The sequence below is a fragment of the Herbaspirillum sp. Her4 genome, assembly GCF_057961335.1.
The window spans coordinates 2,963,140-2,985,772 of record NZ_CM176330.1 but is presented as its reverse complement, the minus strand read 5'-3'; the positions used below and the strand labels follow the sequence as shown (position 1 = coordinate 2,985,772).

21 protein-coding genes are annotated in these 22,633 nt (G+C 64.2%); 6 read left to right on the top strand and 15 right to left on the bottom strand.

Features of this window, described 5'->3' with window-relative positions; all coding sequences use genetic code 11:
- Window positions 1–104 precede the first annotated feature (104 nt).
- Both ACWFUC_RS13510 and ACWFUC_RS13505 read left to right on the top strand, forming a co-directional pair.
- On the top strand, window positions 105–1,817 hold the full coding sequence (locus ACWFUC_RS13510) for a ShlB/FhaC/HecB family hemolysin secretion/activation protein (protein ID WP_489625163.1): 1,713 nt from the start codon (window positions 105–107) through the stop codon (window positions 1,815–1,817).
- A 134-nt stretch (window positions 1,818–1,951) separates the two neighbouring features.
- Window positions 1,952–3,187 carry a DNA topoisomerase IB gene (locus ACWFUC_RS13505; protein WP_489625162.1) on the top strand — a complete coding sequence of 412 codons (1,236 nt, stop codon included), beginning with the start codon at window positions 1,952–1,954 and terminating at the stop codon, window positions 3,185–3,187.
- An 11-nt stretch (window positions 3,188–3,198) separates the two neighbouring features.
- On the opposite strand, the gene alkB is transcribed toward ACWFUC_RS13505, so the two are convergent.
- The 4 genes from alkB to ACWFUC_RS13485 all read right to left on the bottom strand — a co-directional run bounded on the left by alkB (window position 3,199) and on the right by ACWFUC_RS13485 (window position 6,660).
- Entirely contained in the window at window positions 3,199–3,852 is a 654-nt protein-coding gene (gene alkB, locus ACWFUC_RS13500; RefSeq protein ID WP_489625161.1) for a DNA oxidative demethylase AlkB, read from the bottom strand.
- Window positions 3,849–4,760 carry an alpha/beta hydrolase gene (locus ACWFUC_RS13495; protein ID WP_204725251.1) on the bottom strand — a complete coding sequence of 304 codons (912 nt, stop codon included), beginning with the start codon at window positions 4,758–4,760 and terminating at the stop codon, window positions 3,849–3,851. The genes alkB and ACWFUC_RS13495 overlap by 4 nt, the downstream gene beginning before the upstream one ends.
- 53 nt (window positions 4,761–4,813) lie before the next feature.
- Window positions 4,814–5,956, bottom strand: a complete 1,143-nt coding sequence (gene ada, locus ACWFUC_RS13490; RefSeq protein WP_489625160.1) for a bifunctional DNA-binding transcriptional regulator/O6-methylguanine-DNA methyltransferase Ada — start codon at window positions 5,954–5,956, stop codon at window positions 4,814–4,816.
- 185 nt (window positions 5,957–6,141) lie between these two features.
- The gene (locus ACWFUC_RS13485; RefSeq protein WP_039785713.1) at window positions 6,142–6,660 is read right to left on the bottom strand and encodes an Lrp/AsnC family transcriptional regulator; all 519 of its coding nucleotides are present in this window, start codon (window positions 6,658–6,660) and stop codon (window positions 6,142–6,144) included.
- A gap of 147 nt (window positions 6,661–6,807) precedes the next feature.
- Here ACWFUC_RS13485 and hppD point away from each other — a divergent pair, with 147 nt between their 5' ends.
- Together hppD and ACWFUC_RS13475 are read left to right on the top strand one after the other, a co-directional pair.
- On the top strand, window positions 6,808–7,923 hold the full coding sequence (hppD, locus tag ACWFUC_RS13480; protein ID WP_134221953.1) for a 4-hydroxyphenylpyruvate dioxygenase: 1,116 nt from the start codon (window positions 6,808–6,810) through the stop codon (window positions 7,921–7,923).
- 194 nt (window positions 7,924–8,117) lie between these two features.
- On the top strand, window positions 8,118–8,465 hold the full coding sequence (locus tag ACWFUC_RS13475) for a FlxA-like family protein (RefSeq protein WP_039790353.1): 348 nt from the start codon (window positions 8,118–8,120) through the stop codon (window positions 8,463–8,465).
- Between the two features lie 47 nt (window positions 8,466–8,512).
- Here the strand turns inward: ACWFUC_RS13475 and ACWFUC_RS13470 are convergent, their stop codons facing one another.
- From ACWFUC_RS13470 to ACWFUC_RS13425, 10 genes are all read right to left on the bottom strand, one after another.
- Window positions 8,513–9,883 carry an MFS transporter gene (locus ACWFUC_RS13470; RefSeq protein ID WP_489625159.1) on the bottom strand — a complete coding sequence of 457 codons (1,371 nt, stop codon included), beginning with the start codon at window positions 9,881–9,883 and terminating at the stop codon, window positions 8,513–8,515.
- Window positions 9,884–9,989: 106 nt separating this feature from the next.
- Complete coding sequence (locus tag ACWFUC_RS13465; RefSeq protein WP_489625158.1) at window positions 9,990–10,838, bottom strand: ABC transporter substrate-binding protein; 849 nt, start codon at window positions 10,836–10,838, stop codon at window positions 9,990–9,992.
- Between the two features lie 175 nt (window positions 10,839–11,013).
- Window positions 11,014–12,378, bottom strand: coding sequence for a cytochrome c (locus tag ACWFUC_RS13460; RefSeq protein ID WP_489625157.1), 1,365 nt, complete (start codon window positions 12,376–12,378; stop codon window positions 11,014–11,016).
- Window positions 12,371–13,975 carry a GMC family oxidoreductase gene (locus ACWFUC_RS13455; protein WP_039790359.1) on the bottom strand — a complete coding sequence of 535 codons (1,605 nt, stop codon included), beginning with the start codon at window positions 13,973–13,975 and terminating at the stop codon, window positions 12,371–12,373. Before ACWFUC_RS13455 ends, ACWFUC_RS13460 begins: the two co-directional genes overlap by 8 nt.
- A gap of 18 nt (window positions 13,976–13,993) precedes the next feature.
- Window positions 13,994–14,497, bottom strand: coding sequence for a sugar dehydrogenase complex small subunit (locus ACWFUC_RS13450; protein WP_121040314.1), 504 nt, complete (start codon window positions 14,495–14,497; stop codon window positions 13,994–13,996).
- A gap of 198 nt (window positions 14,498–14,695) precedes the next feature.
- Window positions 14,696–15,400 carry an ABC transporter ATP-binding protein gene (locus ACWFUC_RS13445; protein WP_134224057.1) on the bottom strand — a complete coding sequence of 235 codons (705 nt, stop codon included), beginning with the start codon at window positions 15,398–15,400 and terminating at the stop codon, window positions 14,696–14,698.
- Entirely contained in the window at window positions 15,400–16,176 is a 777-nt protein-coding gene (livG, locus tag ACWFUC_RS13440; protein WP_134221947.1) for a high-affinity branched-chain amino acid ABC transporter ATP-binding protein LivG, read from the bottom strand. The genes ACWFUC_RS13445 and livG overlap by 1 nt, the downstream gene beginning before the upstream one ends.
- Window positions 16,173–17,399, bottom strand: coding sequence for a high-affinity branched-chain amino acid ABC transporter permease LivM (locus tag ACWFUC_RS13435; protein ID WP_121038907.1), 1,227 nt, complete (start codon window positions 17,397–17,399; stop codon window positions 16,173–16,175). Before ACWFUC_RS13435 ends, livG begins: the two co-directional genes overlap by 4 nt.
- A 43-nt stretch (window positions 17,400–17,442) precedes the next feature.
- Complete coding sequence (livH, locus tag ACWFUC_RS13430) at window positions 17,443–18,369, bottom strand: high-affinity branched-chain amino acid ABC transporter permease LivH (protein ID WP_034350126.1); 927 nt, start codon at window positions 18,367–18,369, stop codon at window positions 17,443–17,445.
- Between the two features lie 99 nt (window positions 18,370–18,468).
- Complete coding sequence (locus ACWFUC_RS13425) at window positions 18,469–19,590, bottom strand: branched-chain amino acid ABC transporter substrate-binding protein (RefSeq protein WP_039790367.1); 1,122 nt, start codon at window positions 19,588–19,590, stop codon at window positions 18,469–18,471.
- A 412-nt stretch (window positions 19,591–20,002) separates the two neighbouring features.
- Between ACWFUC_RS13425 and ACWFUC_RS13420 the strand changes: the two genes are divergently transcribed.
- The gene (locus ACWFUC_RS13420) at window positions 20,003–20,815 is read left to right on the top strand and encodes a phosphodiester glycosidase family protein (protein ID WP_039790369.1); all 813 of its coding nucleotides are present in this window, start codon (window positions 20,003–20,005) and stop codon (window positions 20,813–20,815) included.
- 369 nt (window positions 20,816–21,184) lie between these two features.
- Here the strand turns inward: ACWFUC_RS13420 and ACWFUC_RS13415 are convergent, their stop codons facing one another.
- Window positions 21,185–21,469, bottom strand: coding sequence for a hypothetical protein (locus ACWFUC_RS13415; RefSeq protein ID WP_034338034.1), 285 nt, complete (start codon window positions 21,467–21,469; stop codon window positions 21,185–21,187).
- 219 nt (window positions 21,470–21,688) lie between these two features.
- Between ACWFUC_RS13415 and ACWFUC_RS13410 the strand changes: the two genes are divergently transcribed.
- Window positions 21,689–22,555, top strand: coding sequence for a M15 family metallopeptidase (locus tag ACWFUC_RS13410; RefSeq protein ID WP_489625156.1), 867 nt, complete (start codon window positions 21,689–21,691; stop codon window positions 22,553–22,555).
- The last annotated feature ends 78 nt before the right edge of the window (window positions 22,556–22,633 follow it).

The window sequence follows — 22,633 nt, the reverse complement described above, 5'->3', positions numbered from 1 at the left end:
CAGTACACGAGAAGCTTTCCTGTAGGCAAAAACCAACACTTGTTTTGCCAGCCCTCCCATTTCTTTTGAATCCCTTGCCCAGTGTGGCTTTGGGACGACTCACCATGTTTCCGATGTCTTCCATCTTCCGTTCGCCGTCTCCCCGATTTGTACTCATCCTTGGTCTGAATCTGGTCATTTCCCTTGCCCACGGGCAAACCGCCGTCAACCAGGAGCAGTTGCAGCGCGAGCGCGAACGCGCCCTGCGCCAGCAACAGGAGCAGCGTCCTGACGTGAATCTGGGTACGCCCGCCGCCAGCGCGATGGCGCAGGATTTCCCCGAGCAGGAGCAACCCTGCCGCAGGATTACGGCGATTGCGCTGGAGGGTGAACAGGCCGAGCGTTTTCGTTTTGCACTCGACAGCGTCACCGGCGAACGTGGCGCGGTGGGCCGCTGCCTGGGCTCGCAAGGGGTGAACCTGGTCCTGGCCCGGGTCGAGAGCGCCATCGTCGCGCGCGGCTACACCACCACGCGCGTGCTGGCGCGTCCGCAAGATCTGTCGACGGGACGGCTGGTGCTGAGCGTGGTGCCGGGGCGCGTGCGCCACATCCGCTTTGCGCCCGACGCCGATGCGCGCGGGACCGCCTTCAATGCCCTGCCCATCAGCCCGGGCGACATCCTCAACCTGCGCGATATCGAACAGGGCCTGGAAAATTTCAAGCGCCTGCCGACCGTGCAGGCCGACATCAAGATCACGCCCTCCGAGGACAAGGGTGCCGAGGCGGGCGACAGCGATCTGGTGATCCAGTACCAGCAGGCTTTCCCCTTCCGTCTCACGGCATCGCTGGACGATGGCGGTGCCAAGGCCACCGGCAAATATCTGGCCGGGCTGACCTTGTCCTATGACAATTGGTGGACCCTCAATGACCTCTTCTACGTCAGCGTCAGCCGCAGCCTGAATCACTACGGCGACCACGGCAGCCATGCCTACACGCTGCATTACTCGCTCCCGCTGGGCAACTGGATGGCGGCCGTGACGATGTCGGGCAACCGCTATCACCAGACGGTCGCGGGAGCCTTCGAGAATTTCGTCTACAGCGGGCGTTCCGAAACTACCGAATTCAAACTGTCTCGCCTGCTCCATCGCGATGCCGCCGGCAAGACCACGGCCTTCGGCAAAGCCTTGCTGCGCAAGGCTTACAACGCGATTGATGAACTCGAAGTCGGCGCCCAGCAACGCCGCACCACGGCGTGGGAAGCGGGATTGAATCACCGGCAGTTTCTGGGCGATGCGATTGCCGATGCCACGCTGGCCTATCGCCGTTCACTCGATACGCAAGGAGCCGAGCCCAGCTCGCCCTTCGACCTGCCGCAGATCGGCACGCGCTATGGTCTGTGGCTGCTGGATGCCTCCCTCAATGCGCCGTTCCAGCTGGCCGGTGCGCGCCTGCGCTACAGCAGCACGCTGCGCGCGCAGTGGAACCGGGGCAGTCTGCCGCCGCAGGATCAGTTCTCCATCGGCGGCCGTTATACGGTGCGCGGTTTCGACGGCGAACTGACGCTGCAGGCCGAGCGTGGCTGGTTCCTGCGCAATGAACTGGCGCTGGGCCTGGGTGAGAGCGGGCAGGAAGTGTTTGCCGGCATCGATACCGGCGCGGTCGCAGGGCCCTCGGCGCAATTCCTCACCGGCCAGCGACTCACGGGGGCGGCGCTGGGCTTGCGCGGCAACCTCGGCAAGCTGAGCTATGACATGTTCGTGGCCACGCCCCTGGCCAAGCCGCAAGGCTTCCAGACGGCGGCCGTGACGGGCGGCTTCAATCTGCAATGGGCGTTCTGAGCCGACCTGCCTGCCGGAAAAATCCCACACCATCCCCGGCCGATGGCTGACTGCCGCGCCACGGCGCTTGCTCAATAATGGCCCGCATGGACGGCCGCCGGATCTGCCGGCGGACAGCGTCCGAGGAGACCATCATGGATCGTATCGCCGCAGCGTCCGAACAATCTTCATCATCATCATCGCCGTCGCCTTCGGCTCCGCCGCCCGCCGATGCCCGCCATCAGGACGAGGCCATCGACATCGCCCGCGCCAACCAGCTGCGCTATGTCAACGACGGCATGCCGGGCATACGCCGCCGCCGGCGTGGCAAGGGCTTCGCGTATCACGATGCGCACGGCGAGCTCATTCGTGATGACGATGTGGTGGCGCGCCTGAAGTCTCTGGCCATCCCGCCCGCCTGGGAAGACGTCTGGATCAGCCCGCACGCCAACGGCCACATCCAGGCCACCGGACGCGATGCGCGCGGGCGCAAGCAGTATCGCTATCACGCACGCTGGCGCTCGGTGCGCGATGATGCCAAGTACCTGCGCATGATCAGTTTTGCGCGTACGCTGCCGACCATCCGCCGCGTGGTGGAGCAAGACCTGAAACGTCCCGGCCTGCATCGGCAGAAAGTATTGGCCGCTGTCGTGCATCTGCTGCAGACCACCTTCATGCGCGTGGGCAATGACGAATACGCCAAACAGAATCAATCCTTCGGCCTGACCACGCTGCGCCATCGCCACGTGCGCGTGGATGGCAGCGATGTGCTGTTCCGCTTCCGCGGCAAGAGCGGCGTGCAGCATGACATCAAGCTGCACGATCCCTACGTGGCCCGCATCATCCGCAAAATGCGCGAGTTGCCGGGGCAAGAACTGTTCCAGTACGTGGATGACGAGGGCGAGCGCCACTGCATCGATTCGGGTGACGTGAATGCCTATCTGCGTGAAGCGGCGGGCGAGGATTTCAGTGCCAAGGATTTCCGCACCTGGGCCGGCACGGTGCTGGCCACGCTGGCGCTGCAGGCCTTCGAGCGGGTGGACTCGCAGGCGCAGGCCAAGCAGAACGTGGTGCGCGCCATCGAGAACGTGGCGCGCCGCCTGGGCAATACGCCTTCCATCTGCCGCAAGTGTTACGTGCATCCTGCCGTCATCGAAAGTTACCTGGACGGTAGTTTTGCGGAGCGGCTGGAAGAACGGGTGCAGACCGAACTGGTAGAAGAGTTGCAGGATCTGTCACCGGAGGAAGCCGCTGTACTGGCCTTGCTGCAACAGCGTCTGCAAGAGGCGGAACAACCACCGTCACGCAAGCCACGTCGCAAACCTGCCGCGCGCACTGCTACTGCTTCGGTGCCGCGCAGAAAAGCGGCGCGGCCAACGGCACGCGCCTGAACCGGCAGCGCTCAGCGCGCGCGGCGGAAAGTCAGGTTGTAGCGGCAGCGCCCGGTCAGCGGGTGCTCGCCGTCGCGCAAAGTATCGACGCCATGGAAGGCCAGCCGCGCCGGGCCACCCCACACCACCACATCGCCATTCTCCAGCCGCATGCGCTGCGGCTTGTCGGTGCGCGCCATGCCACCGAACAGGAAGGTCGCGGGCAGACCGAGCGAGACCGAGACGATGGGCTGGTCCATGTCCAGTTCATTCTTGTCCTGATGCAGCGACATGCGCGCACCGGGTTCGTAGCGATTGATGAGGCAAGCGTCAGGATCGAATCCTGCAAACCCCGCCGCCGCTGAGGCGCGCGCGGCCAATGCCGCAAAGGCCTCAGGCATGGCTGGCCAGTCGCGCTCGGCCAATGGATCTAGTGACTGGTAACGATAGCCACGGCGATCCGTCACCCATCCAAACTGGCCGCAATTGCTCATCGCCACCGACATGCGGAAACCGCCCGGGGTCTGCATGTGGCGCAGGGGCGAGGCGGCCAGAACCTTGTCGATGGCCGCCATCAAGGCTGCGGCTTCCTCTTCGTCGACAAAGGCGCGCAGCAGCAGCGCACCTTCGGTGATGGTCTCCACCGAAGGGTCACGTGCCAGGCCAGCGAAGAGGTCACCCGTCACTTGGAAGGCTCCGGACGCGGTGGCGGATTTTCAATGAATTGGCTCACTTCTTCGAGAGTCGGCGCGATGAAACGCAACGGCCGAGAGAGGCTGCCCACCAGCGAAGCGTGCGAGGTGTTGTCGAAGTAGCGCTCCACCACCGGCACCTGCTGGGCGCGCAGCAGTTTGGCCAGGCCACCGGTATTGCGTTCGGCGCCCACCAGCTTGTCCTTGTGCGAGGCGATCAGCAACGCGGGCGGCGCACCGGCTTCCACGTGCCGCACCGGTTGCGAATCCGGTGGAGAATCGGGCGCGAAGAAGACCGGTTTCACATCCTCGTTTTCGATGGGCAGGAAGTCATAGGGTCCGGCCAGGCCGATCCAGCCGCGCAGCTGTGCGGGCGAGGCCCCGGCTGCGCGCAGCCAGCGCGCATCGAGCGCCACCATGGCGGCGTTGTAGGCACCGGCACTATGTCCCATGACAAAGACGCGCTGCGGATCGCCGCCCAGCTCGCGCACCGAGCGCAAGGTCCAGGCCACGGCCTGGGCGCTGTCCTTCACGAAATCGGGATAACGCACTTCGGGATAGACGCGGTAATCAGGCAGTACGGCAATGAAACCGCGTGAACTCAGGGCCTCGCCGACGAAGGCGTAATCCTTGCGGCTACCCTCGTTCCAGCTGCCGCCATAGAAGAACACCACCACCGGCAAGCCAGGACCGGAGGCCGTGGCCGGGGCGTTGGCGGGACGATAGATGTCCAGCTTTTGACGCGGGTTATCGGTGTTGGCGTAGGCCACCCCTTCGGTCTTGACGTAGGAAGAAGCGGGCGTAACGGCATTGATGGCCGACAGCGGCGAACAGGCGACCACACCACCCAGGATCAGTACCGCGCCCGCGAATGCGAGACCAGCCTTGCCAAGAACATGCATGCGCAACTCCAGCGATGAAGGAAGGCCTATTGTAGCCGCGCAGGGCAAAGGCTTCAGGCGCGCTGGTCTTTCGGGCTGGCGGCGTCTTCCCTGCCCTCGGCTTCGCGCGCCAGCAAGGCGCTCTTGCGCGCGATGCCCCAGCGATAGCCGGAGGGCGCGCCATCGAGCCGGACGATGCGATGGCAGGGAATGAGCACGGCGATCTCGTTGCGCGCACAGGCATTGGCCACCGCCCGCACCGCTGCAGGCTGGCCGATGCGCGCGGCCAGTTCGGCATAGGTCAAGGTGACCCCGGGCGGCACTGCGCGCAGTGCCTGCCACACACGCTGCTGGAAGGCGGTACCGCGCACGTCCAGTGGCAAGGCGGCACCCTGTCGCGGATCGTCCAGCGCGGTCAGTACCTGTGCCAGCGTTTGCTCGAAGGCGGCATCGCCAGGGGCGAGATCCGCATGGGGGAAACGATCCTGCAGTTGCCGCAGCAACTCCTCCGGCTCGCTGCCCAAGGTGAGCGCGCAGATACCCTGCTCCGTGGCCGCCACCAGCAAGGCTCCCAGCCAGCATTGCGCAACGGCGAAGCGGATTTTCTCGCCACGGCCGCCACGACGATAGGTCGCCGGCTGCATGCCCAGTTGCGCCTTGCTCTGAGCATAGAAGCGGCCACTGGAATGGAAGCCGACGTCATAGAACGTCTCGGTCACGCTGGCACTGCCGCCGAGTTGCGCGCGCAGGCGGCCGGCGCGATGGGCATCGGCATAGGCCTTGGGAGTGAGGCCGGTGTGCTGCTTGAAGACCCGATGAAAATGATGACGGCTCAAGCCCGCGGCCTGCGCCAGCGTGGCCGTATCCGGCTGTTCCTCGGCCTGCGCGATCAGGCGGCAGGCTTGCGCGATGGCCTGTGCCTGGCGCTCTTGCAAGGGCGGCTGGTCCGGCTTGCAGCGCTGGCATGGACGAAAGCCCGCTGCTTCGGCCGCAGCGCAGCTGGCGTGGAAGGCCACGTTCTTGCGCAAGGGTGTGCGTGCCCCGCAGGAGGGCTTGCAGTACACGCCGGTGGTGCGCACCGCATACCAGAACCGGCCATCGAAAGATGCATCGCGCTGCTGCACGGCTTGCCAGCAGGTGTCGGGATCGAGTCCGTTGACGTCGGCGGCGGAGGCAGCGGAGCTAGTCGGCGGAGGAGAAGAAGTGATGGTCAGCATGGAGCGCTCCCGGAATCGGATGCCACTGATTCTAGGCCTGCGCTGACGGGGCAGCACTCCGGCGATTGCTTTTGAATTCCTGAGCCGGATCAGAGGCGGAGCAAAGCCTGATAAAAAGCATCATTCGATTATTCAATGATTGAGGCATCCAATCATTGAATAACGACATCATGCTTTTTGAAACCTCACTGCGAGAAGCGGATGCGCTGGCGCGACTTCACCGGCTGCATCACGTGTTCCAGCGGCAGTTCATGGGATTGCTTGACCTTTTTGAGGGTGATGTTGGACTTGACGTTGGTCACGCCCGGCAGGCGCAGCAGGCGCGTCATCATGAATTCGGAGAAAGCGGCCAGGTCGGGGGCCACGATGCGCAGGATATAATCGCCCTCGCCCGTGACGGAGAAACATTCGGTCACTTCCGGCATCGTTTCCACGGCCTTCTCGAAGAGTTCGCCTCGGGTTTCGCCCTGGCGGTCCAGGGTCACGGTGGTGAACGCGGTCACGCCCAGACCGACCACGGCCGGGTCCAGCACGGCGGTGTAGCGTTCGATGACATGGGCTTCTTCCAGCCGCTGCACGCGACGGCTGATCTGCGAAGTGGACAGGTGGACTTTCAGACCGAGGGCGCTATTGGTAATATGGCCATCTCGCTGCAGCTCGGTCAGCAAGGCCAGGTCGTAGCGGTCCACGTTGATGATGCTCATTTGTCTCTCCAAAGTTCATATTTAAGAATTATTTGTGCATATTATCTAATATATCGCGCAAAAAACAATCACAAATTGCAGTCTTGACGCAATAAACTCCTCGCATGGGCCGCGCTTGGCGGCCCTCCCCACACGAGGAGACACCAGATGGGCCACGCAGACACCCAGTTCGCCACCGCAGCCGCCAATTCCCCTGTCCGCGCCAGCGGCGACCTGTTCGACAATCCCATGGGCACCGACGGCTTCGAGTTCGTCGAGTACACCGCCGCCGATCCGGCCGGCATTGCCGCCGTGCTGGAGCTGATGGGTTTCACCGCCGTGGCGCGCCACCGCTCCAAGAATGTCACCCTGTATCGCCAGGGCCAGATCAACTTCATCCTCAACGGCGAACCCGGCAGCAATGCCGCCGCCTTCGCCCAGGTGCACGGGGCTTCGGTGAACGCCATGGCCTTCCGCGTCAAGGATGCGGCCCATGTGTACAAACGTGCACTCGAACTCGGTGCCGAAGGCGTGGAAGCCAAGCTGGGCCCGATGGAACTGAACATTCCTGCCATTCGCGGCATCGGCGGCTCGCTGCTCTATCTGGTGGACCGCTATGGCGACAATGGCTCCATCTATGACGTCGACTTCCAGTTCTTCCCTGGCGTGGAGCGCAATCCCAAGGGCGTGGGCCTGACCTACATCGACCACCTGACCCACAACGTCATGCGCGGCGCGATGGACACCTGGTCGTCGTTCTATACGCGCCTGTTCAATTTCCGCGAGATCAAGTATTTCGACATCGAGGGCAAGGTCACCGGCCTGCGTTCGCGCGCCATGACCAGCCCCTGCGGCAAGATCCGCATTCCCATCAACGAGAGTGCCGACGACAAGTCGCAGATCGAGGAATTCATCAAGCAGTACAACGGCGAAGGCATCCAGCACATCGCCCTGGGCACCGACGACATCTACCAGACCGTGCGCGCCCTCTATGCCCGCGGCGTGCCGCTGCAGGACACCATCGCCACCTACTATGACCTGGTGGAACGCCGCATCCCCGGCCATGGCGAAGACCTGGCTGCCTTGCGTGAACTTAAGATCCTGATCGACGGCGCACCCACCGATGGCCAGGGCCTGCTGCTGCAGATCTTCACGCAGAACCTGATCGGGCCGGTGTTCTATGAAATCATCCAGCGCAAGGGCAATGACGGCTTCGGCGAGGGCAATTTCAAGGCCCTGTTCGAATCCATCGAGCTGGACCAGATGCGCCGTGGCGTGATCTGATCCCCTGACCGCAGCCACTGCGGGCCGCCCTGAGGACGCCCGCATGTCGAAGGCGCAGCACCCTTTACGGGACTGCGCCTTTTACTTTTTTTACTTTCCGTGGCTCAAGATGTCCGCGTGGCTGCCGTAAAACAAAGCGAAGGCACTATCGCAGTCCCCTTGCAATCCTTGCGCCCCTGTGGGCTGGAGTTCGCATGAACGTCGCGTATGAACAAGAACAACCTGCCCACGCTGAAGTCGCAGTGGCAGACACGCTGGACCATGACCCCGCCGAGCTGGTGGCGCAATTGAGCCACCGCATCCTGCTCCTGCAGCAGCAGGCGCAGTCCCTGGCGCGTTTCCCGGGCAACCGGGATGGCAAGCAGCAGCGCCAGTTGCTGCAGCAGCAGATCCGCAATCTCTACCAGCAATTGTTTGCGCTGGAACAGCAGCAGGCGCAGCAGCGCCGCCGCAGCGAAAACTATCTCAGCATGGCGCTCTCCGTGGCGGCCCATGCCGCGCACCAGCATGCCCACGGCGAGACGGTGGCACCGGCGCTGTAAGCCCGGCAAACCCGGTCTCAACGCCCTGCCCTGCCCGGTCCTCCCGCTCAATAACGCAGCCGCGACAGGCTGACCAGGCTGGCCGCGCCCGCCAGGGCGGCGGCAAAGCACAGGACCAGCGCATACGGCGAGCCCGAGAACCCCATCAGCATCGCCACCACCGACGCCCCGACGGTCTGCCCGGTCAGGCGTGCCGTGCCCAGCATGCCGCTGGCTCCGCCGGTCCGTTCACGCGGCGCGGCACTGATCATGGTGCGGTTGTTGGGCGACTGGAACAGTCCGAAGCCGATACCGCACACCGCAAACATGGACAGCATCAGGCCATCGGGCGTGCTGCGGTCCACCGTCAGCAAAGCCAGCAATCCCAGGCACATCACGGCCAGCCCGATCCCCCCCAGCAAACCCGCAGCGACGCGGTCCGACAGCTTGCCGGCCACCACGCCGGTCAGCGCAACGGCCACCGGCCAGGCCGTCAGCAGCATGCCCGCACGCGCGGCGCCCATACCCAGATGATTCTGCAGCATGAAGGGCAACATCACGAAGACCGCCATCTGCGCTGCAAAGGAGCAGAACGAGGTCCCGATCGACAAGGCAAACAAGGGGATGCGCAGCAGGTCCAGCGGCAGCATGGGCGCGCTCGGCGACTGCAGCTTGAGCAGCAATGCCAGGCTGATGGCGGTCAGCAGCGCGCAGCCCGCCACCACCCAGCCGCCTTGCAGGTGGCCGATGGCATCGATGGTGTAGAGCAGCAAGCCGATGAAGGCCATGCACAGCAGCGCCGACTGGCGATCGAAACGGCGGGCCGACAAGGGATTGAACGGCAAGGCGCGGCTGCCCACGGCCAGCGCCGCCAGCCCCAGCGGGATGTTGATGAGGAACAGCCAGTGCCATGAGCCCAGATGCAGGATGACCCCGGCCACGGTGGGCCCCAGCGCATTGCCGGTCCCGGCCACCAGCGCGTTGTAGCCGATGGCCCGGCCCAGCTGCCGGGCCGGATAGATGAAGCGGATCAGCGCGGTATTGACCGACAGGATGCCGGCCGCCCCCAGCCCCTGCAGCACCCGCGCCAGGCTCAGTTGCAGCATGTCGCCGCTGGCTGCACACGCCAGCGAGGCCAGGGTGAACAGAAACAAGCCGCCCAGGTAGACGCGCCGATAGCCGATCACTTCGCCCAGGGAGGCCAGCGGCAGCAGGCACACCGCCATGGCGATCTGGTAGCTGTTGATGACCCAGATGGCATCGGCATCGCTGGCTTTCAGGTCGGTGGCCATGACCGGCAACGCCAGATTGGCGATGGAGCCGTCGAGCACCGCGATGCTCAGGCCCAGCACGACGGTGGCGATGGCCAGCAGCCGCTGGCGCGGCGGCAGGCCATCATGATCGGGGGAAGTGGAAGACGATGCGGAAGTAACTGCCATGAACCTGCTCTATCGCTCTGTTCTCTATTGCTCTGTTGCTCTGTCCGTGCGCGAGGAAAACGAAGCAAGGAAACGGACGCCGCTGCGCCCGGATCGGATGATGCCGTCAGCCCGCCTGGAGGAATGCCGAAATGGGCGTGAGCTTCTTGTCGCGGGGAATATTGAACTTGGTCTTGGGACCGAACCACTTGGTCCACATGGCGTCAAACTCGCCGTCCTTTTCCAGCGCGGCCAGCGCCTTGTTGACGGCGTCCAGCAGTCGGTGCTCGCCCTTCTTGACACCCAGCGCCGTCGGCTCCCAGGCCAGTGCGCCTTCGACGAAGCGGAAGCGTCCGCCCGATTCGTTGACGAAGCGGATCCCCGAGGGCATGGCCACGGCCATCGCATCGGCCTGCCGCTGGGCCAGCGCCAGGAAGGTTTGCGGGGTCTCAGGGAAAGTCAGCAAGGTGGCCTTGCGCAGTACGCGCCGCACCGCCTGCTCCGGGGTGGAACCGCGATTGGCGCTGATACGCTTGCCTTCCAGGTCGGATACCAGATTCAGTCCGGAATCGCTGTACACGAGCAGCTTGATCGGCGTCTGGTAATGCGAAGCCGTGAAATCGATCTGGCGCGCCCGCTCGCGGGTATAGCCCAGTGCGCCCGAGACCAGGTCGACCTCGCCCTCGATCAGCGCCGGTAGACGGGCCTCTATGGTCAAACTGCGCTGCCGCATCTTGACGCCCAGCTTGGCGGCGATGGCACTGCACATGTCCACATCGAAACCGACGATCTGGCCGCTCTGCGGATCGGGGAAACCCAGCGGCTCATTGCTGGCCAGCGTGGCGCAGATCAGCGAGCCACGCTCCTGGATCTCGCCGAGCCGGTCCGCGTGTGCCGCAGCGGGAATCATCCAGGCGCTGGCCAGCAGCAGGCTGCCCATGCCCAGTTGCTTCAGGTGCTGCGAAATCTTTTTCATGCTTTTCCTCATCGAATGTCGAGGATAGCCCGAAACAATCCCGAATGTCACTCGCAGCAGACCATTGCCACACAAAAGCCGCCACGCAGCACAAAAAAAGAGCCGCCCGGTGTGGTGTGGGCCGGGCGGCATCTGGTATGACATGTCAGGAGCGTTGGAAGGTCATCCTTCGGCTTCAGCCTGCCGTGCCGGGCTTGCGGCGACGACGCCACCAGACCGCCACGCCCAGCAGGACCAACACCAGCAGCACCATGCCGCCGCGCGCCACCCACAACAGCGGCGAGGGCTCACCGCCGGCCCGCAAGGCTTTGACGCGCTCGGCGCTGATGCTGACCTTGCTGCCACCCAGATCCTGCATCAGGTAGTTGGTCACCGCCGCAATCTCGCCATCGTTCAAGGTATGGGCAAAGCCGATCATGCCTTGTCCGTGCTCCGGCAGCACGCCTTCGAGGATGGCCATGGCCACGTTGTCGGCATTGGGCTGGCGCAGCAGCGGATGCTGCTGCAGGGATGGCAGGCCGTTGAGGCCCTGGCCGCCGGTGTTGTGGCAGGAGGCGCAATTGTTCATATAGACACGTGCACCCATACTCATGGCGGCCAGCGCCTGGGGCGTATCGTCGCCCTGCACCGGGGTCAGCGCAGGGACGGCAGCAGCCGGCGCAGTCGCGGACGCCGGAGCCGCCTCGGCCGGACTGGCCGGCAGCAGATAGGTGGCCATCGCATCCAGATCCTCACGGGTCATGCGCGAGAAACTCTTTTCGATGGCTTCCAGCATCGGTCCGCCGGCGGTGGCCCCATTGGCGGCGTGGCCGCTGGCCAGGTACTCGGCCAGCATGGCGCGGGTCCAGGCCGGCTTGGCCTGCAAGGCAGCGGGGCTGATGTCGGGCGCGTACCAGGTGCCGAGCGAGGCCCCTTGCAGGCGGCGCTCCAGTTGCTCGGCCATGAGCACATTGCGCGGCGTATGGCAGGTGCTGCAATGGGCCAGGCCCTGCACCAAATAGGCTCCGCGATTCCACTGCGCCGATTGCGCCGGGTCGGGCTCAAAGGGCTTGGTGTCCAGGAAAAGCCAGTTCCACGCCTTCATCGACATGCGGATGTTGAACGGGAACGGCAGCGCCGTCGCCGGCGGAGCCTGGTCCACCGGCTGCACGCTCTGCATGAAGTAGGCGTACAGCGCCGCCACATCCTCATCGTTCAGTCGCGCATAGGCGGTATAGGGCATGGCCGGATACAGGTTGCTGCCATCGGCACGCACGCCGCGACGCAAGGCCGCGGCAAATTGCTCCGGCGTGTACTGGCCGATGCCGTGGGTCTTGGAGGGCGTGATGTTGGTGCTGTAGATGGTGCCAAGGGGACTGCTGATCGGATGCCCGCCGCTGAACGGGGCGCGTCCCCTCTCGCTGTGGCAGGCAGCGCAGTCACCGGCGACGGCCAGGTACTCGCCGCGCTTGATCAACTGCGCATCATTGGCCGCATGAGCCAGCGCGACCACGCCCATCAAGGACAGCATCGCCAGCAGGCGCTTGAACGGCTTACGCATGGCGGCTCTCCTCGATGATCTTGTCGGCCGTGCGCAGCGCCAGCGCCATCGCGGTCAGCGTGACGTTGCAGGTGCCGACCGTGGGCATGACGCCGGTACCGACCATGAACAGGTTCTCGTGGTCGTGTGCGCGGCCCCAGGCATCGGTGACGCTGGTGGCCGGATCCAGGCCCATGGAGAGCGTACCGGTGATGTGCTGGCGATTGGAGAACGCCCCGCTCTTGCTGTGCTTGATGTTGGTCGCACCCAGCCGGGCCGCGATGGCGTCGTAGGCGGCGCGGGTCTTCTCGGTGCCTTTGACGACGTAGTCGTCCACGTTCCAGTACAGGGCCGGGACGGGCAGGCCAAGTTCATCCTTCTTGTCGCCCAGGGTCACGCGGTTGTTGCGGTCCGGCAGTTGTTCCAGCGCGTTCTTGATGCTCAGGCGGCGTGCGGCGCGGAACAGGATCTGCTCTTCCAGGCGCTTGCCGAAGTAACCCTCGGCGAGCACTTCCTTGGTCACCGAGGCCACCTGCGAGGCATTGGAAATATCGATGCGGAACGGCGCGTGCTCCGCACGAAAATCGCCATCGCGGAACTGGCCGATGGAGCAAGGGCTGACCGGACCACGGCCGGGCCAGATTTCTTCATCCACATCGAAGGTCACGCCGATGGCCGGGTGGTCGCACAGGTTGCGGCCGACATTGTCGCGGGCGTTGGCAATCCCCTGCGGGAACTTGTCGCTCACCGACATCAACAGCAGTTTGGGGGTCTCGATGGCATTGGCGGCCAGCACGAAGGTCTGGGCGGTGATGCGGTGGCTGACCTTGTTCCAGTCGTAATAATGGACGGCGGCGATGCGGCCTTTTTCGTCATGTTCCAGGCGATAGACCACAGCCTCGGTGATGACCTGTACGCCGCTGTCTTCGGCCTGCTGCGCAGCCAGCCCGCCGTGATACTGGGCATCGATGGGACACAGCGGCATGCAGTTGTTGTTGCCGCAGCAGGCCGGACGGCCGTCATAGTTGCGGCTGTTGCGGCCGGTGCTGTCGTCGAGCACGGTGAATTCCGGCGCCAGGCGGGCGGTCACGCGTTGCTGCAGCCACGAGGCCGGCACCCGCTCCATCGGGAAAGGATGCTTGCGCGGCGAGCCGCTCTCGGGCGAACCGCCGACGCCGGCGATGACCTCGGCCTGGTAGTAATAGTCTTCCAGGTCGTCATAGCTGATCGGCCAATCCTTGCCGACGCCATACAGGCTGTGCTGGCGGAAGTCGTTGGGTACATAGCGCCACAACTGCGCCGCCCAATGCCAGCTGGTGCCGCCGAACATGCGGATGTACTGCGCATTGAAGGCATGCGGCCCCTTCTGCTGCAGGTAGCCGTTGGGCTCCGGCGTATAGCGCGGGTGCGGTGCCAGCGGCGAATACGGATACGGCGCCATGAAGTCGGACTTGAAAGCCGAACTGCGGAAACGTTCGACCAGTTGGTCGCGGCCCATGCGCGGGCCGGATTCCAGCAGCAGCACCGACTTGCCGGTCTTGGCCAGGCGCGTGGCCAGCAAGGCACCGGTCACACCGGCGCCGATCACGACCACGTCGGCGGAATTGGGATTACTCATGAATGTCACTCTCGCAAATCAGGGCTGGCGCGACCAGCTGCCGCAGGGACCATAGGAAAAACTGGGCGGCACCAGCTTGCCGCTCACCAGTCCGTTGGAGAGCGTATTGATGTAGGTGACGTACTGGGCGTTCTTGCCCTTGCCGACCACGCCGTCGTACCAGGCGCCGAGGATGACGCGGGCCAGCTTTTCGCTGTCGCCCTGCTCGGCCGGGAAGGCCAGGCGCTCGGCTTGCAGCAGCGCCGGCTGGGCTTGCAGCAGGCCCTTGAGCGATTGCAGGCGAGGTGCCAGGTCTTTTTCGGTTTTGGACAGGGCCAGCAGCAAAGCCGCGCCCAGCTTGGGACTCAAATCCTGGCGTTCAGTCAGTTGCCGGGAAACCTGAAGAAAATCGTCCACCGGCACGGTCGCCGGATTGTTTTGTGCCGTAACCCGGTGCGGCAGGGACCAGAACAGGCCGGCAGCGCCGGCACCTGCCATCAGGCCCGCCACTTTCAGTACCCGGCGGCGTGTGGGGTGTGTCATGTCGTCGTCCAAATGAAAGGCCCCCAAAGCACGCTCAAGGTGCCGCGCCGTCGCGCCGGGGCCAGGATGGGCCGGTATTCTACGCACTTTGTTGCTGCTCTGCAGCAAAGGGCGCAGCAGCTTTTCAGGATACTGGAAACGACACGGCCCGGCCATGTGCATGGCCGGGCCGTGGATCGGGTGGCGTCGCTGCCGGTATCAGCCGTGGCCGAGATAGGCCTTGCGCACGTCGCTGTTGGCCAGCAGGTTGGCACCGGTATCGGACATGACCACATGGCCGTTTTCCAGCACGTAGCCACGGTCGGCCACGCCCAGCGCCTTGTTGGCGTTCTGCTCGACCAGGAACACGGTCACGCCGCTCTCGCGGATGGTGCGAATGATCTCGAAGATCTGCGCAATCACCAGCGGGGCCAGGCCCAGCGTAGGTTCGTCCAGCAACAGCAGGCGCGGCTTGCTCATCAGCGCGCGGCCGATGGCCAGCATCTGCTGCTCGCCGCCGGACATGGTCCCGGCCCGCTGCGCCGCGCGTTCCTTCAAACGCGGAAAGAGTCCGAAGACGTACTCGATGCCCCGTTCGATGTCCTCGTTGCTGGCGAAGAAGGCGCCCATTTTGAGGTTTTCCAGCACGGTCAGGCTGGGGAAGACGCGCCGGCCTTCGGGCGAGATCGCCAGCCCGCGGCGCATGATCTCGTGGGTTGGCAGCTGCGTGATGTCCTGCCCTTCGAAGAGTACGCGGCCACTGGAAGCGCGCGGACGGCCGCACAGTGTCATCAGGAGCGTGGTCTTGCCGGCACCGTTGGCACCGATGAGGGTAACGATCTCGCCCTTTTCCACCGTCAGCGATACGCCGTGCAGGGCCTCGATGGCACCGTAGTGGGTATGCACCTTGTCAAACTGCAGCATCATTCTTCTCCCAGGTAGGCCTTGATCACACGTTCGTCGCTGCGCACCTGTTCGGGGGTGCCGGTGACGATGGGCTTGCCGTGCTCCATCACCAGGATGCGGTCGGAGATGCCCATGATGAGGCTCATGTCGTGTTCGATCAGCAGCACGGCCACGCCATGTTCGCGGCGCAGACGGTCGATGAGCTGCGACAGCTCCTGCTTTTCCTGCGGGTTCAGGCCGGCCGCCGGTTCATCCAGCAGCAGCAGGCGCGGCTTGGTGATCATGCAGCGGGCGATTTCCACGCGGCGTTGCAGGCCATACGAGAGCGTGCCCGCCTCGCGGTTGGCCAGCGCCGTCAGGCCCAGCTGGTCCAGCCAGTAAGCTGCACGCTGCAACGCTTCCTGCTCGGACTTGCGATAGGAAGGCGTCTTCAGCAGTCCCGACAGCAGGTTGGTATTGACCTGCTGGTGTTGCGCCACCAGCAGGTTCTCCACCACGGTCATGGACTTGAAGAGGCGGATGTTCTGGAAGGTGCGCACCAGCCCCTGCTGCGCCACCTGGTGGCTGGGCTGGCGGGCAATGGAGACGCCATCGAGCGCAATCTCGCCCGAGGTCGGCTGGTAGAAGCCGCTGATGCAGTTGAAGACGGTGGTCTTGCCGGCCCCGTTGGGACCGATGATGGCGAAGACTTCGCGCTCCTGCACGGCCAGCGAGACGCCATCCACGGCCAAGAGGCCACCGAAGCGCATCGACAGGTTGGACACTTCCAGCATGGTTTTCACGGACGGGTTCATTGCGGCAGCTCCACGTGCGGACGGGTTGCAGGAAGCAGTCCTTGCGGACGCCACATCATCATCAGCACCATCACCAGGCCGAAGATCAGCATGCGGTACTCGGCGAAGCTGCGCGCCAGTTCCGGCAGCACGGTCAGCAGGATCGCCGCCAGGATCACGCCCAGCTGCGAACCCATGCCACCCAGCACGACGATGGCCAGGATCAGGGCGGATTCGATGAAGGTGAAGGATTCCGGCGTCACCAGGCCCTGGCGGGCGGCGAAGAAGGAACCGGCCAGGCCGGCGAAGGCCGCACCGAGCGTGAAGGCCGAAAGCTTCACGCGGGTCGGGTTGATGCCCAGCGAGCGGCAGGCGATTTCATCTTCACGCAGGGCTTCCCAGGCGCGGCCCATGGGCATGCGCAGCAGGCGGCTGGTGACGAAATACGTAAAGAGCACCATCAGCAAGGCAAGGAAGTACAGGAAGATCACCATATGGCCGCCCTGGTAAGTCAGGCCCAGCAACTGGTGGAAGGTGGTGCCATCCTCGGTCAGCGGATTGCGCGCCATCACCACGCCGAACACGGTCGGCTTGGGGATGCCGGAGATGCCATCCGGGCCGCCGGTGAGGCTGGTCATGTTGTTGAGCAGCAGGCGGATGATTTCGCCAAAGCCCAGCGTGACGATCGCCAGGTAGTCACCGCGCAAGCGCAGCACCGGGAAGCCCAGCAGGAAGCCGAACAGTGCGGCGGCGGCAGCCGACAGCGGCACGCATTCCCAGAACGAGAGGCCGAAGTACTGGTTGCACAGCGCATAGGTGTAGGCACCCACGGCATAGAAACCCACGTAACCCAAGTCCAGCAGGCCGGCGAAACCGACCACGATGTTCAGGCCCAGGCCCAGCACCACGTAGATCAGCGCCAGGGTCATCACGTCCACGTAGCCGCGCGAACCGAAGAAGGGCCACACCAGCGCGGCCATCAGCAGGATCAGCACGGCCGCGCGCTGCTGGCCCGGCTGCATGCGCGGCAGCGCAGGCAGCTTGATGCCGGCGCTGGTGCGCGAGAGCGCAGGCTTGGCCAGCTGGAACAGGAACACGGCCAGCACCGCCACCAGCACCGGGGTCCAGTGGGTATTGAGGACCACGCGGTAGCCCTCCAGCTGCAGCTGCATGCCCAGCAGCGGGATGGTCAGTACGGCGGTCACCAGCGCCGCCGCCACGGCATTCTTGAAAGTCTCAGGCATCACGCCTCCTTGAATATGTCGTTGTCCGTCGAGCCGTGCGGGCTCAGACCTTTTCGATGTCGGGCTTGCCCAACAGGCCCGTGGGACGGAACAGCAGGATCAGCACCAGCAGCCCGAAGGACACCACGTCCTTGTATTCGGAAGGCAGGTAGCCGGCCGCGAAGGTCTCGGCCAGCCCCAGCAGCACGCCGCCCAGCATGGCGCCGGGAATGCTGCCGATGCCGCCCAGCACCGCCGCCGTGAAGGCCTTGATACCGGCGATGAAACCGATGTAGGGATTGAGCTTGCCGATGGTCAGGGCAATGAGCACACCGCCGACCGCGGCCAGCATCGCACCCAGGACGAAGGTGAAGGAAATCACCTTGTTGGTATCGATGCCCAGCAGGTTGGCCATGCCCATGTCTTCAGCGCAGGCGCGGCAGGCGCGGCCCATGCGCGAACGCGCGATGAACAGCGTCAGGGCCACCATCAGCACCAGCGTCACGCCCACGATGACCATGCGCGAATACGGCACGGTGACGGTGAAGTCGCTGCCCATCTGGAATTCCAGCGCGCCCGAGATCAGCACCGGCACCGACATGTCGCGTGCGCCCTGGCCGATCTGCACATAGTTCTGCAGGAAGATGGACATGCCGATGGCCGAGATCAGCGGTACCAGGCGCGGGCCGCCGCGCAGCGGGCGATAGGCCACGCGCTCGACGGTCCAGCCGTACAGGCCGGTCACCAGCACCGAGACGATCAGCGCGCCGCCCAGCAGCAGCGGCAAGGGATAGCCGGACTGCACGCCGATGGCGGTCAAGGTCACCAGGCCGACGTAGGAGGCGATCATGTAGATCTCGCCGTGGGCGAAGTTGATCATGCCGATGATGCCGTAGACCATGGTGTAGCCGATGGCGATCAAGGCATAGATCGCACCCAGCGACAGCCCGTTGACGAGCTGCTGGGTCAGTTGAGGGAGCAATTCATTCATGAGGGAACCCATAAAGTGGAAATGCCCCATTCCGACTGCAATGGGGCATTTCGCGGTTTGACGTCAGGTCAGACAGTCAGGCCAGCGATTCGGGGCGAATCACTTGGCTTCGGTCTTGGTGGCGTCCTTGTGCCAGGTGAAGACGACGAACTTGAAGGCCTTCAGGTCACCCTTCTTGTCGTATTCGACGTTGCCGATGGGGGTCTTGAAGCTGTTGCCGTGGATGTAGGCGGCGACCTTGTCCGGATCGGTGGACTTGGCACCGGTGATGGCGTCGGCAATGATCTTCACGGCCGAGTAGGCCGGCATCTGGAACGGGCCGTTGGCGTCACGCTTGGCGGCGGCGAAGGCCTTGACCAGGGCGGCGTTGGCCGGATCGGCGGCGAAGTCGGCCGGCAGGGTCACCAGCATGCCTTCGGAGGCGGGGCCGGCGATGGCGGTGATGTCCTTGTTGCCCACGCCTTCGGGGCCCATGAAGACGGCCTTGACGCCCTGCTCACGCGCCTGGCGCATGATCAGGCCCATTTCCGGGTGGTAGCCGCCGAAGTAGACGAAGTCCACGCCCTGCGACTTCAGCTTGGTGACGATGGCCGAGTAATCGCTGTCACCGGCGTTGATGCCTTCGAACACTACCACCGGCACCTTGGCCGCCTCCAGCGCCGACTTCACCGACGACGCCACGCCCTGGCCGTAGGACTGCTTGTCGTGCAGCACGGCGACCTTCTTGGGCTTGAGCTTCTCGATCACGTAGCGGGCGGCGGCAGGACCTTGCTGGTCGTCGCGGCCGATGGTGCGGAAGATGAACTTGTGCGGCTTGGCTTCGGTCAGCTGCGGCGCGGTGGCCGACGGGGTGATCATGACCACGCCTTCGTTCTCGTAGATGTCGGAGGCGGGGATGGTGGAGCCGGAGCAGACGTGACCGATCACGTACTTGATGCCCTGGCTGACGATCTTGTTGGCCACGGCCACGGCCTGCTTGGGTTCACAGGCGTCGTCCATCATGACGGCTTCGAACTTGTTGCCGTTGGCGCCGCCGGCGGCGTTGATCTGTTCGATGGCGGTGAGGGCACCGGCCTTGACCATGTCGCCGTACTGGGCCACGGCACCGGTCAGGGGACCGGCGATGGCGATCTTGACGGTTTCGGCGTGGGCCACGCCGGCGAAGGCGGCAAAGGTGGCGGCGGCCAGGGCGATCTTGGTCAGACGGCTTGCAAACTTCATTGTCGTTTCCTCCAGGATGGAACGGATTCAAGAGGCGCCGTTACCTGGCGAACAGGCCGGCGCGCGTAGGGTTGTGGATACCTGACCCCGTTTTACGGGAGGCTGGCCGCAACATGGGGGCAGAGTGTAACACTGCCGTCATATGGGGCAAATTTTTTTTGAAATTTCGTCAAACCCCATCATTAATGCGCTGTGGTCTTCGATTTTTCGCACATTTCATGCTGTTTTTCTTCATTTTCCCATATTCGGTGCAGAATTGCACTGCAGCATGAGCGAATTCGGTGCATCGCCTGCAAAGTCTTGATGGGACTGGATTTGCGGCCAGAATCCGTTTTCCCGTGGCAAGCCCGGCTTGCGCCATTTACAATACCGCCTCGCCCTCCGCATTCCCGCAGAACAAGACCTGGTTTCGATGCTTCGCTCCCCTTCCCTCCCTGCCCCTGGTTTCCGCCGCACACTGCTGCGCCTGCTCGCATTGACCGGCCTGGTACCGGCGCTGCTGCTGGGATCGGGCAGCCCGCCGGCACAGGCGGCCGAGGTGCGCCAGTACCAGTATCACCAGGTCTTCATCAGCACCTGCCGCGCTGATCCGCGCAGCGACACCATCCGCATGTACTGGAAAGATGCCGCTGGCACGCCGCTGGGCAACTTCAGCCGGCTCGATGCGCATCTGCGCAGCCAGGGACAGGAGATGGTGTGTGCCACCAATGCCGGCATCTACGACAAGCAATTGCAGCCGCTGGGGCTGTACGTGGAAGGCGGCAACCAGCTGCGCCGCCTCAATACGCGCAAGAACGCGTATGGCAATTTCTATCTGCAGCCCAATGGGGTATTCGTGTTGAGCGAGCGCCAGGCCTACATCGTCGAGACCTCCGACTATGAAGCCGAACTGGGCCTGTGGAATGGCGTGACGCGCTACGCCACGCAATCGGGTCCGCTGATGATCGTGGACGGCAAGATCAATCCGCGCTTCGATCCCGAGTCAGCCAACACGGTGGTGCGCAATGCGGTGTGCCTGGATGCCGCGGGCATCGTCACGCTGGCCATCGCGCGCAATCCGATCAGCTTTTACGATTTCGCCAGTTTCCTTCGTGATGAGCTCAAGTGCAGTGACGCCTTGTACCTGGATGGCAGCATTTCGCGCATGTATCCCACGCTGGAAGCCAATATGGGTCCGGCGTTCGGGGCGATGATTGCGGTGGTGAAGGGGCATGGGGGGAAGTAGTCCGCACCGCTGCGAAAACACGGTAAAGACACGCAGTTTCGCTTTCCCGTCGGAGGGACGAAAAAAAGCCCGCAGCCAATGAACTGCGGGCAAGTTCCCTATCAAGAGGGAGGTTGAAGGAACAGTTCAACCACCTGTACGACTGCAAGCCGCAAAAAAAAGTTCGGAAAGATTTTTCCAGCCAACGCGCAAATTGCCCCCAAGAGCCAGGTGCTTGGCAAGATCCTTCACATTTACCGCAAAAACCACCTTTCCAGCCCCCCAAAAGAAAACGCCGCGACAGTTGCCCGTCGCGGCGCATGCAGTGCTGTTCCCACTGCGGGAGAGGGTGCGGCGCTTGCCGTCTTGTTGGCTCTTGTTGTGAGGCGTTTACTTTTGCGTACCACTGTCGCCAGAGGCGGCCGGGGTGCTCGGCGTAGTGGCCGAGGAATCCGAAGGCGTAGTCGGGGTCGGGGTCGCCGGCGTAGCCGTCGAGCCCGCAGCCGTACCGGAATCAGCCGGTGCCGGCGTGGTCGGGGTGCTGCTTGCCGGTGCCGGTTCCGAAGCGGCCGGCGGGGTGGCGGCAGGCGTTGCAGGCGCTTCGTCGCGCTTGTTGCAACCAGCCAGCACAGCAGTGAACACGGCGGCAGCCAAGAGGGTGTGGCGAATCTTCATATGTTGCCTCCTAAAGTTGTTGAGGGGGATTTGCCGAAATGCGGACAAACAGGCACAGAGCACGTGCTTGCCGGAATTCGACAGCTTCTGGACACCGATTATTCCCGTTCCGCCGTTCCCACGCTGTCAGAAAACGGCGCATCTTGATGTCAGCCATCACAGGCAATCTGACAATCCTGACAAAGCATTTCCCCCTGAAAACCCGTATCATCGCCTCCCATGATGACCTTCACCGCCCGCTTCCCCGCCCTCGCCCGCATGACCCTCCTGCGCCGCGCGCTGGCCCTTCCCGCGACCGTGCTGGCGATGGCACTGCCGCTGGCCGCCCAGGCCGACATCACGCCGGTTTCCCCCGCGCAATGCGCCCAGATGCGGGCCAGCAAGGTCATCACCTCCGGCAATCCGGTCCCCTGCACGCGCCTGGCCACGGTCAGCTTCGACTACACCGATTTCGGCGGGGCCACCCGCCAGGGCAGCGTGGTGGTGCTCGACGCGCTGGCACCGCAGGTGGAGGCGCTGTTCGGTGAGCTGCTCTTGCGCTCCTTCCCGCTGGCCGGGGCGCAAGGGCTGGAAGCCTATGACGGCGACGACCAGCGCTCCATGGCCGCCAACAACAGTTCGGCCTTCAATGGCCGGCCCATGACCGGCGGCGGTGGCTGGTCCAAGCACGCCTATGGCGCGGCCATCGACATCAATCCGCTGCAGAACCCCTATGTGAGCAAGGCCGGCAGCCCCGAGCAGGAAGTCCTGCCGCCGCAGGGCGCGGCCTACTTGCAGCGCGCGCCCCTGCAGCCGGGTATGGCCGAGGAGGTGGTCAGCGTGTTTTATGAACACGGATTCCTGGTCTGGGGCGGCCAGTGGAAACAACCCATCGATTACCAGCACTTCGAGATCGGCAGCCGCAGCTTCATCCTGAAACTGGCCAGCCTGCCCAAGGCCCAGGCGCGCGCCGAGTTTGAACGCTATGTGATGCGCTATCGCCAGTGTGCGCATCCCGCCACAGTCACTGCCGCCCCGCCCGCCGACGACGATGCGCCCGAAGACACCCGCCTGCGCGACCAGTGCGCCGCACGCTTGCGCAAGTAAGCAGCCCTCAGTCCATGCCGAACAGGTAAAGATCGGCAAGTTTCGGTAAACCAGCGCAGCAGCTTCATGGCGCGCCCC

What these genes read in the sequence shown, in the direction of transcription:
- ACWFUC_RS13510 (WP_489625163.1), top strand. Translation starts at nt 105, where the DNA reads ATGTTTCCGATGTCTTCCATCTTCCGTTCGCCGTCTCCCCGATTTGTA.
- ACWFUC_RS13505 (WP_489625162.1), top strand. Translation starts at nt 1,952, where the DNA reads ATGGATCGTATCGCCGCAGCGTCCGAACAATCTTCATCATCATCATCG.
- ACWFUC_RS13495 (WP_204725251.1), bottom strand. Translation starts at nt 4,760, where the DNA reads ATGCATGTTCTTGGCAAGGCTGGTCTCGCATTCGCGGGCGCGGTACTG.
- ada (WP_489625160.1), bottom strand. Translation starts at nt 5,956, where the DNA reads ATGCTGACCATCACTTCTTCTCCTCCGCCGACTAGCTCCGCTGCCTCC.
- ACWFUC_RS13485 (WP_039785713.1), bottom strand. Translation starts at nt 6,660, where the DNA reads ATGAGCATCATCAACGTGGACCGCTACGACCTGGCCTTGCTGACCGAG.
- hppD (WP_134221953.1), top strand. Translation starts at nt 6,808, where the DNA reads ATGGGCCACGCAGACACCCAGTTCGCCACCGCAGCCGCCAATTCCCCT.
- ACWFUC_RS13475 (WP_039790353.1), top strand. Translation starts at nt 8,118, where the DNA reads ATGAACGTCGCGTATGAACAAGAACAACCTGCCCACGCTGAAGTCGCA.
- ACWFUC_RS13470 (WP_489625159.1), bottom strand. Translation starts at nt 9,883, where the DNA reads ATGGCAGTTACTTCCGCATCGTCTTCCACTTCCCCCGATCATGATGGC.
- ACWFUC_RS13465 (WP_489625158.1), bottom strand. Translation starts at nt 10,838, where the DNA reads ATGAAAAAGATTTCGCAGCACCTGAAGCAACTGGGCATGGGCAGCCTG.
- ACWFUC_RS13460 (WP_489625157.1), bottom strand. Translation starts at nt 12,378, where the DNA reads ATGCGTAAGCCGTTCAAGCGCCTGCTGGCGATGCTGTCCTTGATGGGC.
- ACWFUC_RS13455 (WP_039790359.1), bottom strand. Translation starts at nt 13,975, where the DNA reads ATGAGTAATCCCAATTCCGCCGACGTGGTCGTGATCGGCGCCGGTGTG.
- ACWFUC_RS13450 (WP_121040314.1), bottom strand. Translation starts at nt 14,497, where the DNA reads ATGACACACCCCACACGCCGCCGGGTACTGAAAGTGGCGGGCCTGATG.
- ACWFUC_RS13445 (WP_134224057.1), bottom strand. Translation starts at nt 15,400, where the DNA reads ATGCTGCAGTTTGACAAGGTGCATACCCACTACGGTGCCATCGAGGCC.
- livG (WP_134221947.1), bottom strand. Translation starts at nt 16,176, where the DNA reads ATGAACCCGTCCGTGAAAACCATGCTGGAAGTGTCCAACCTGTCGATG.
- ACWFUC_RS13435 (WP_121038907.1), bottom strand. Translation starts at nt 17,399, where the DNA reads ATGCCTGAGACTTTCAAGAATGCCGTGGCGGCGGCGCTGGTGACCGCC.
- livH (WP_034350126.1), bottom strand. Translation starts at nt 18,369, where the DNA reads ATGAATGAATTGCTCCCTCAACTGACCCAGCAGCTCGTCAACGGGCTG.
- ACWFUC_RS13425 (WP_039790367.1), bottom strand. Translation starts at nt 19,590, where the DNA reads ATGAAGTTTGCAAGCCGTCTGACCAAGATCGCCCTGGCCGCCGCCACC.
- ACWFUC_RS13420 (WP_039790369.1), top strand. Translation starts at nt 20,003, where the DNA reads ATGCTTCGCTCCCCTTCCCTCCCTGCCCCTGGTTTCCGCCGCACACTG.
- ACWFUC_RS13415 (WP_034338034.1), bottom strand. Translation starts at nt 21,469, where the DNA reads ATGAAGATTCGCCACACCCTCTTGGCTGCCGCCGTGTTCACTGCTGTG.
- ACWFUC_RS13410 (WP_489625156.1), top strand. Translation starts at nt 21,689, where the DNA reads ATGATGACCTTCACCGCCCGCTTCCCCGCCCTCGCCCGCATGACCCTC.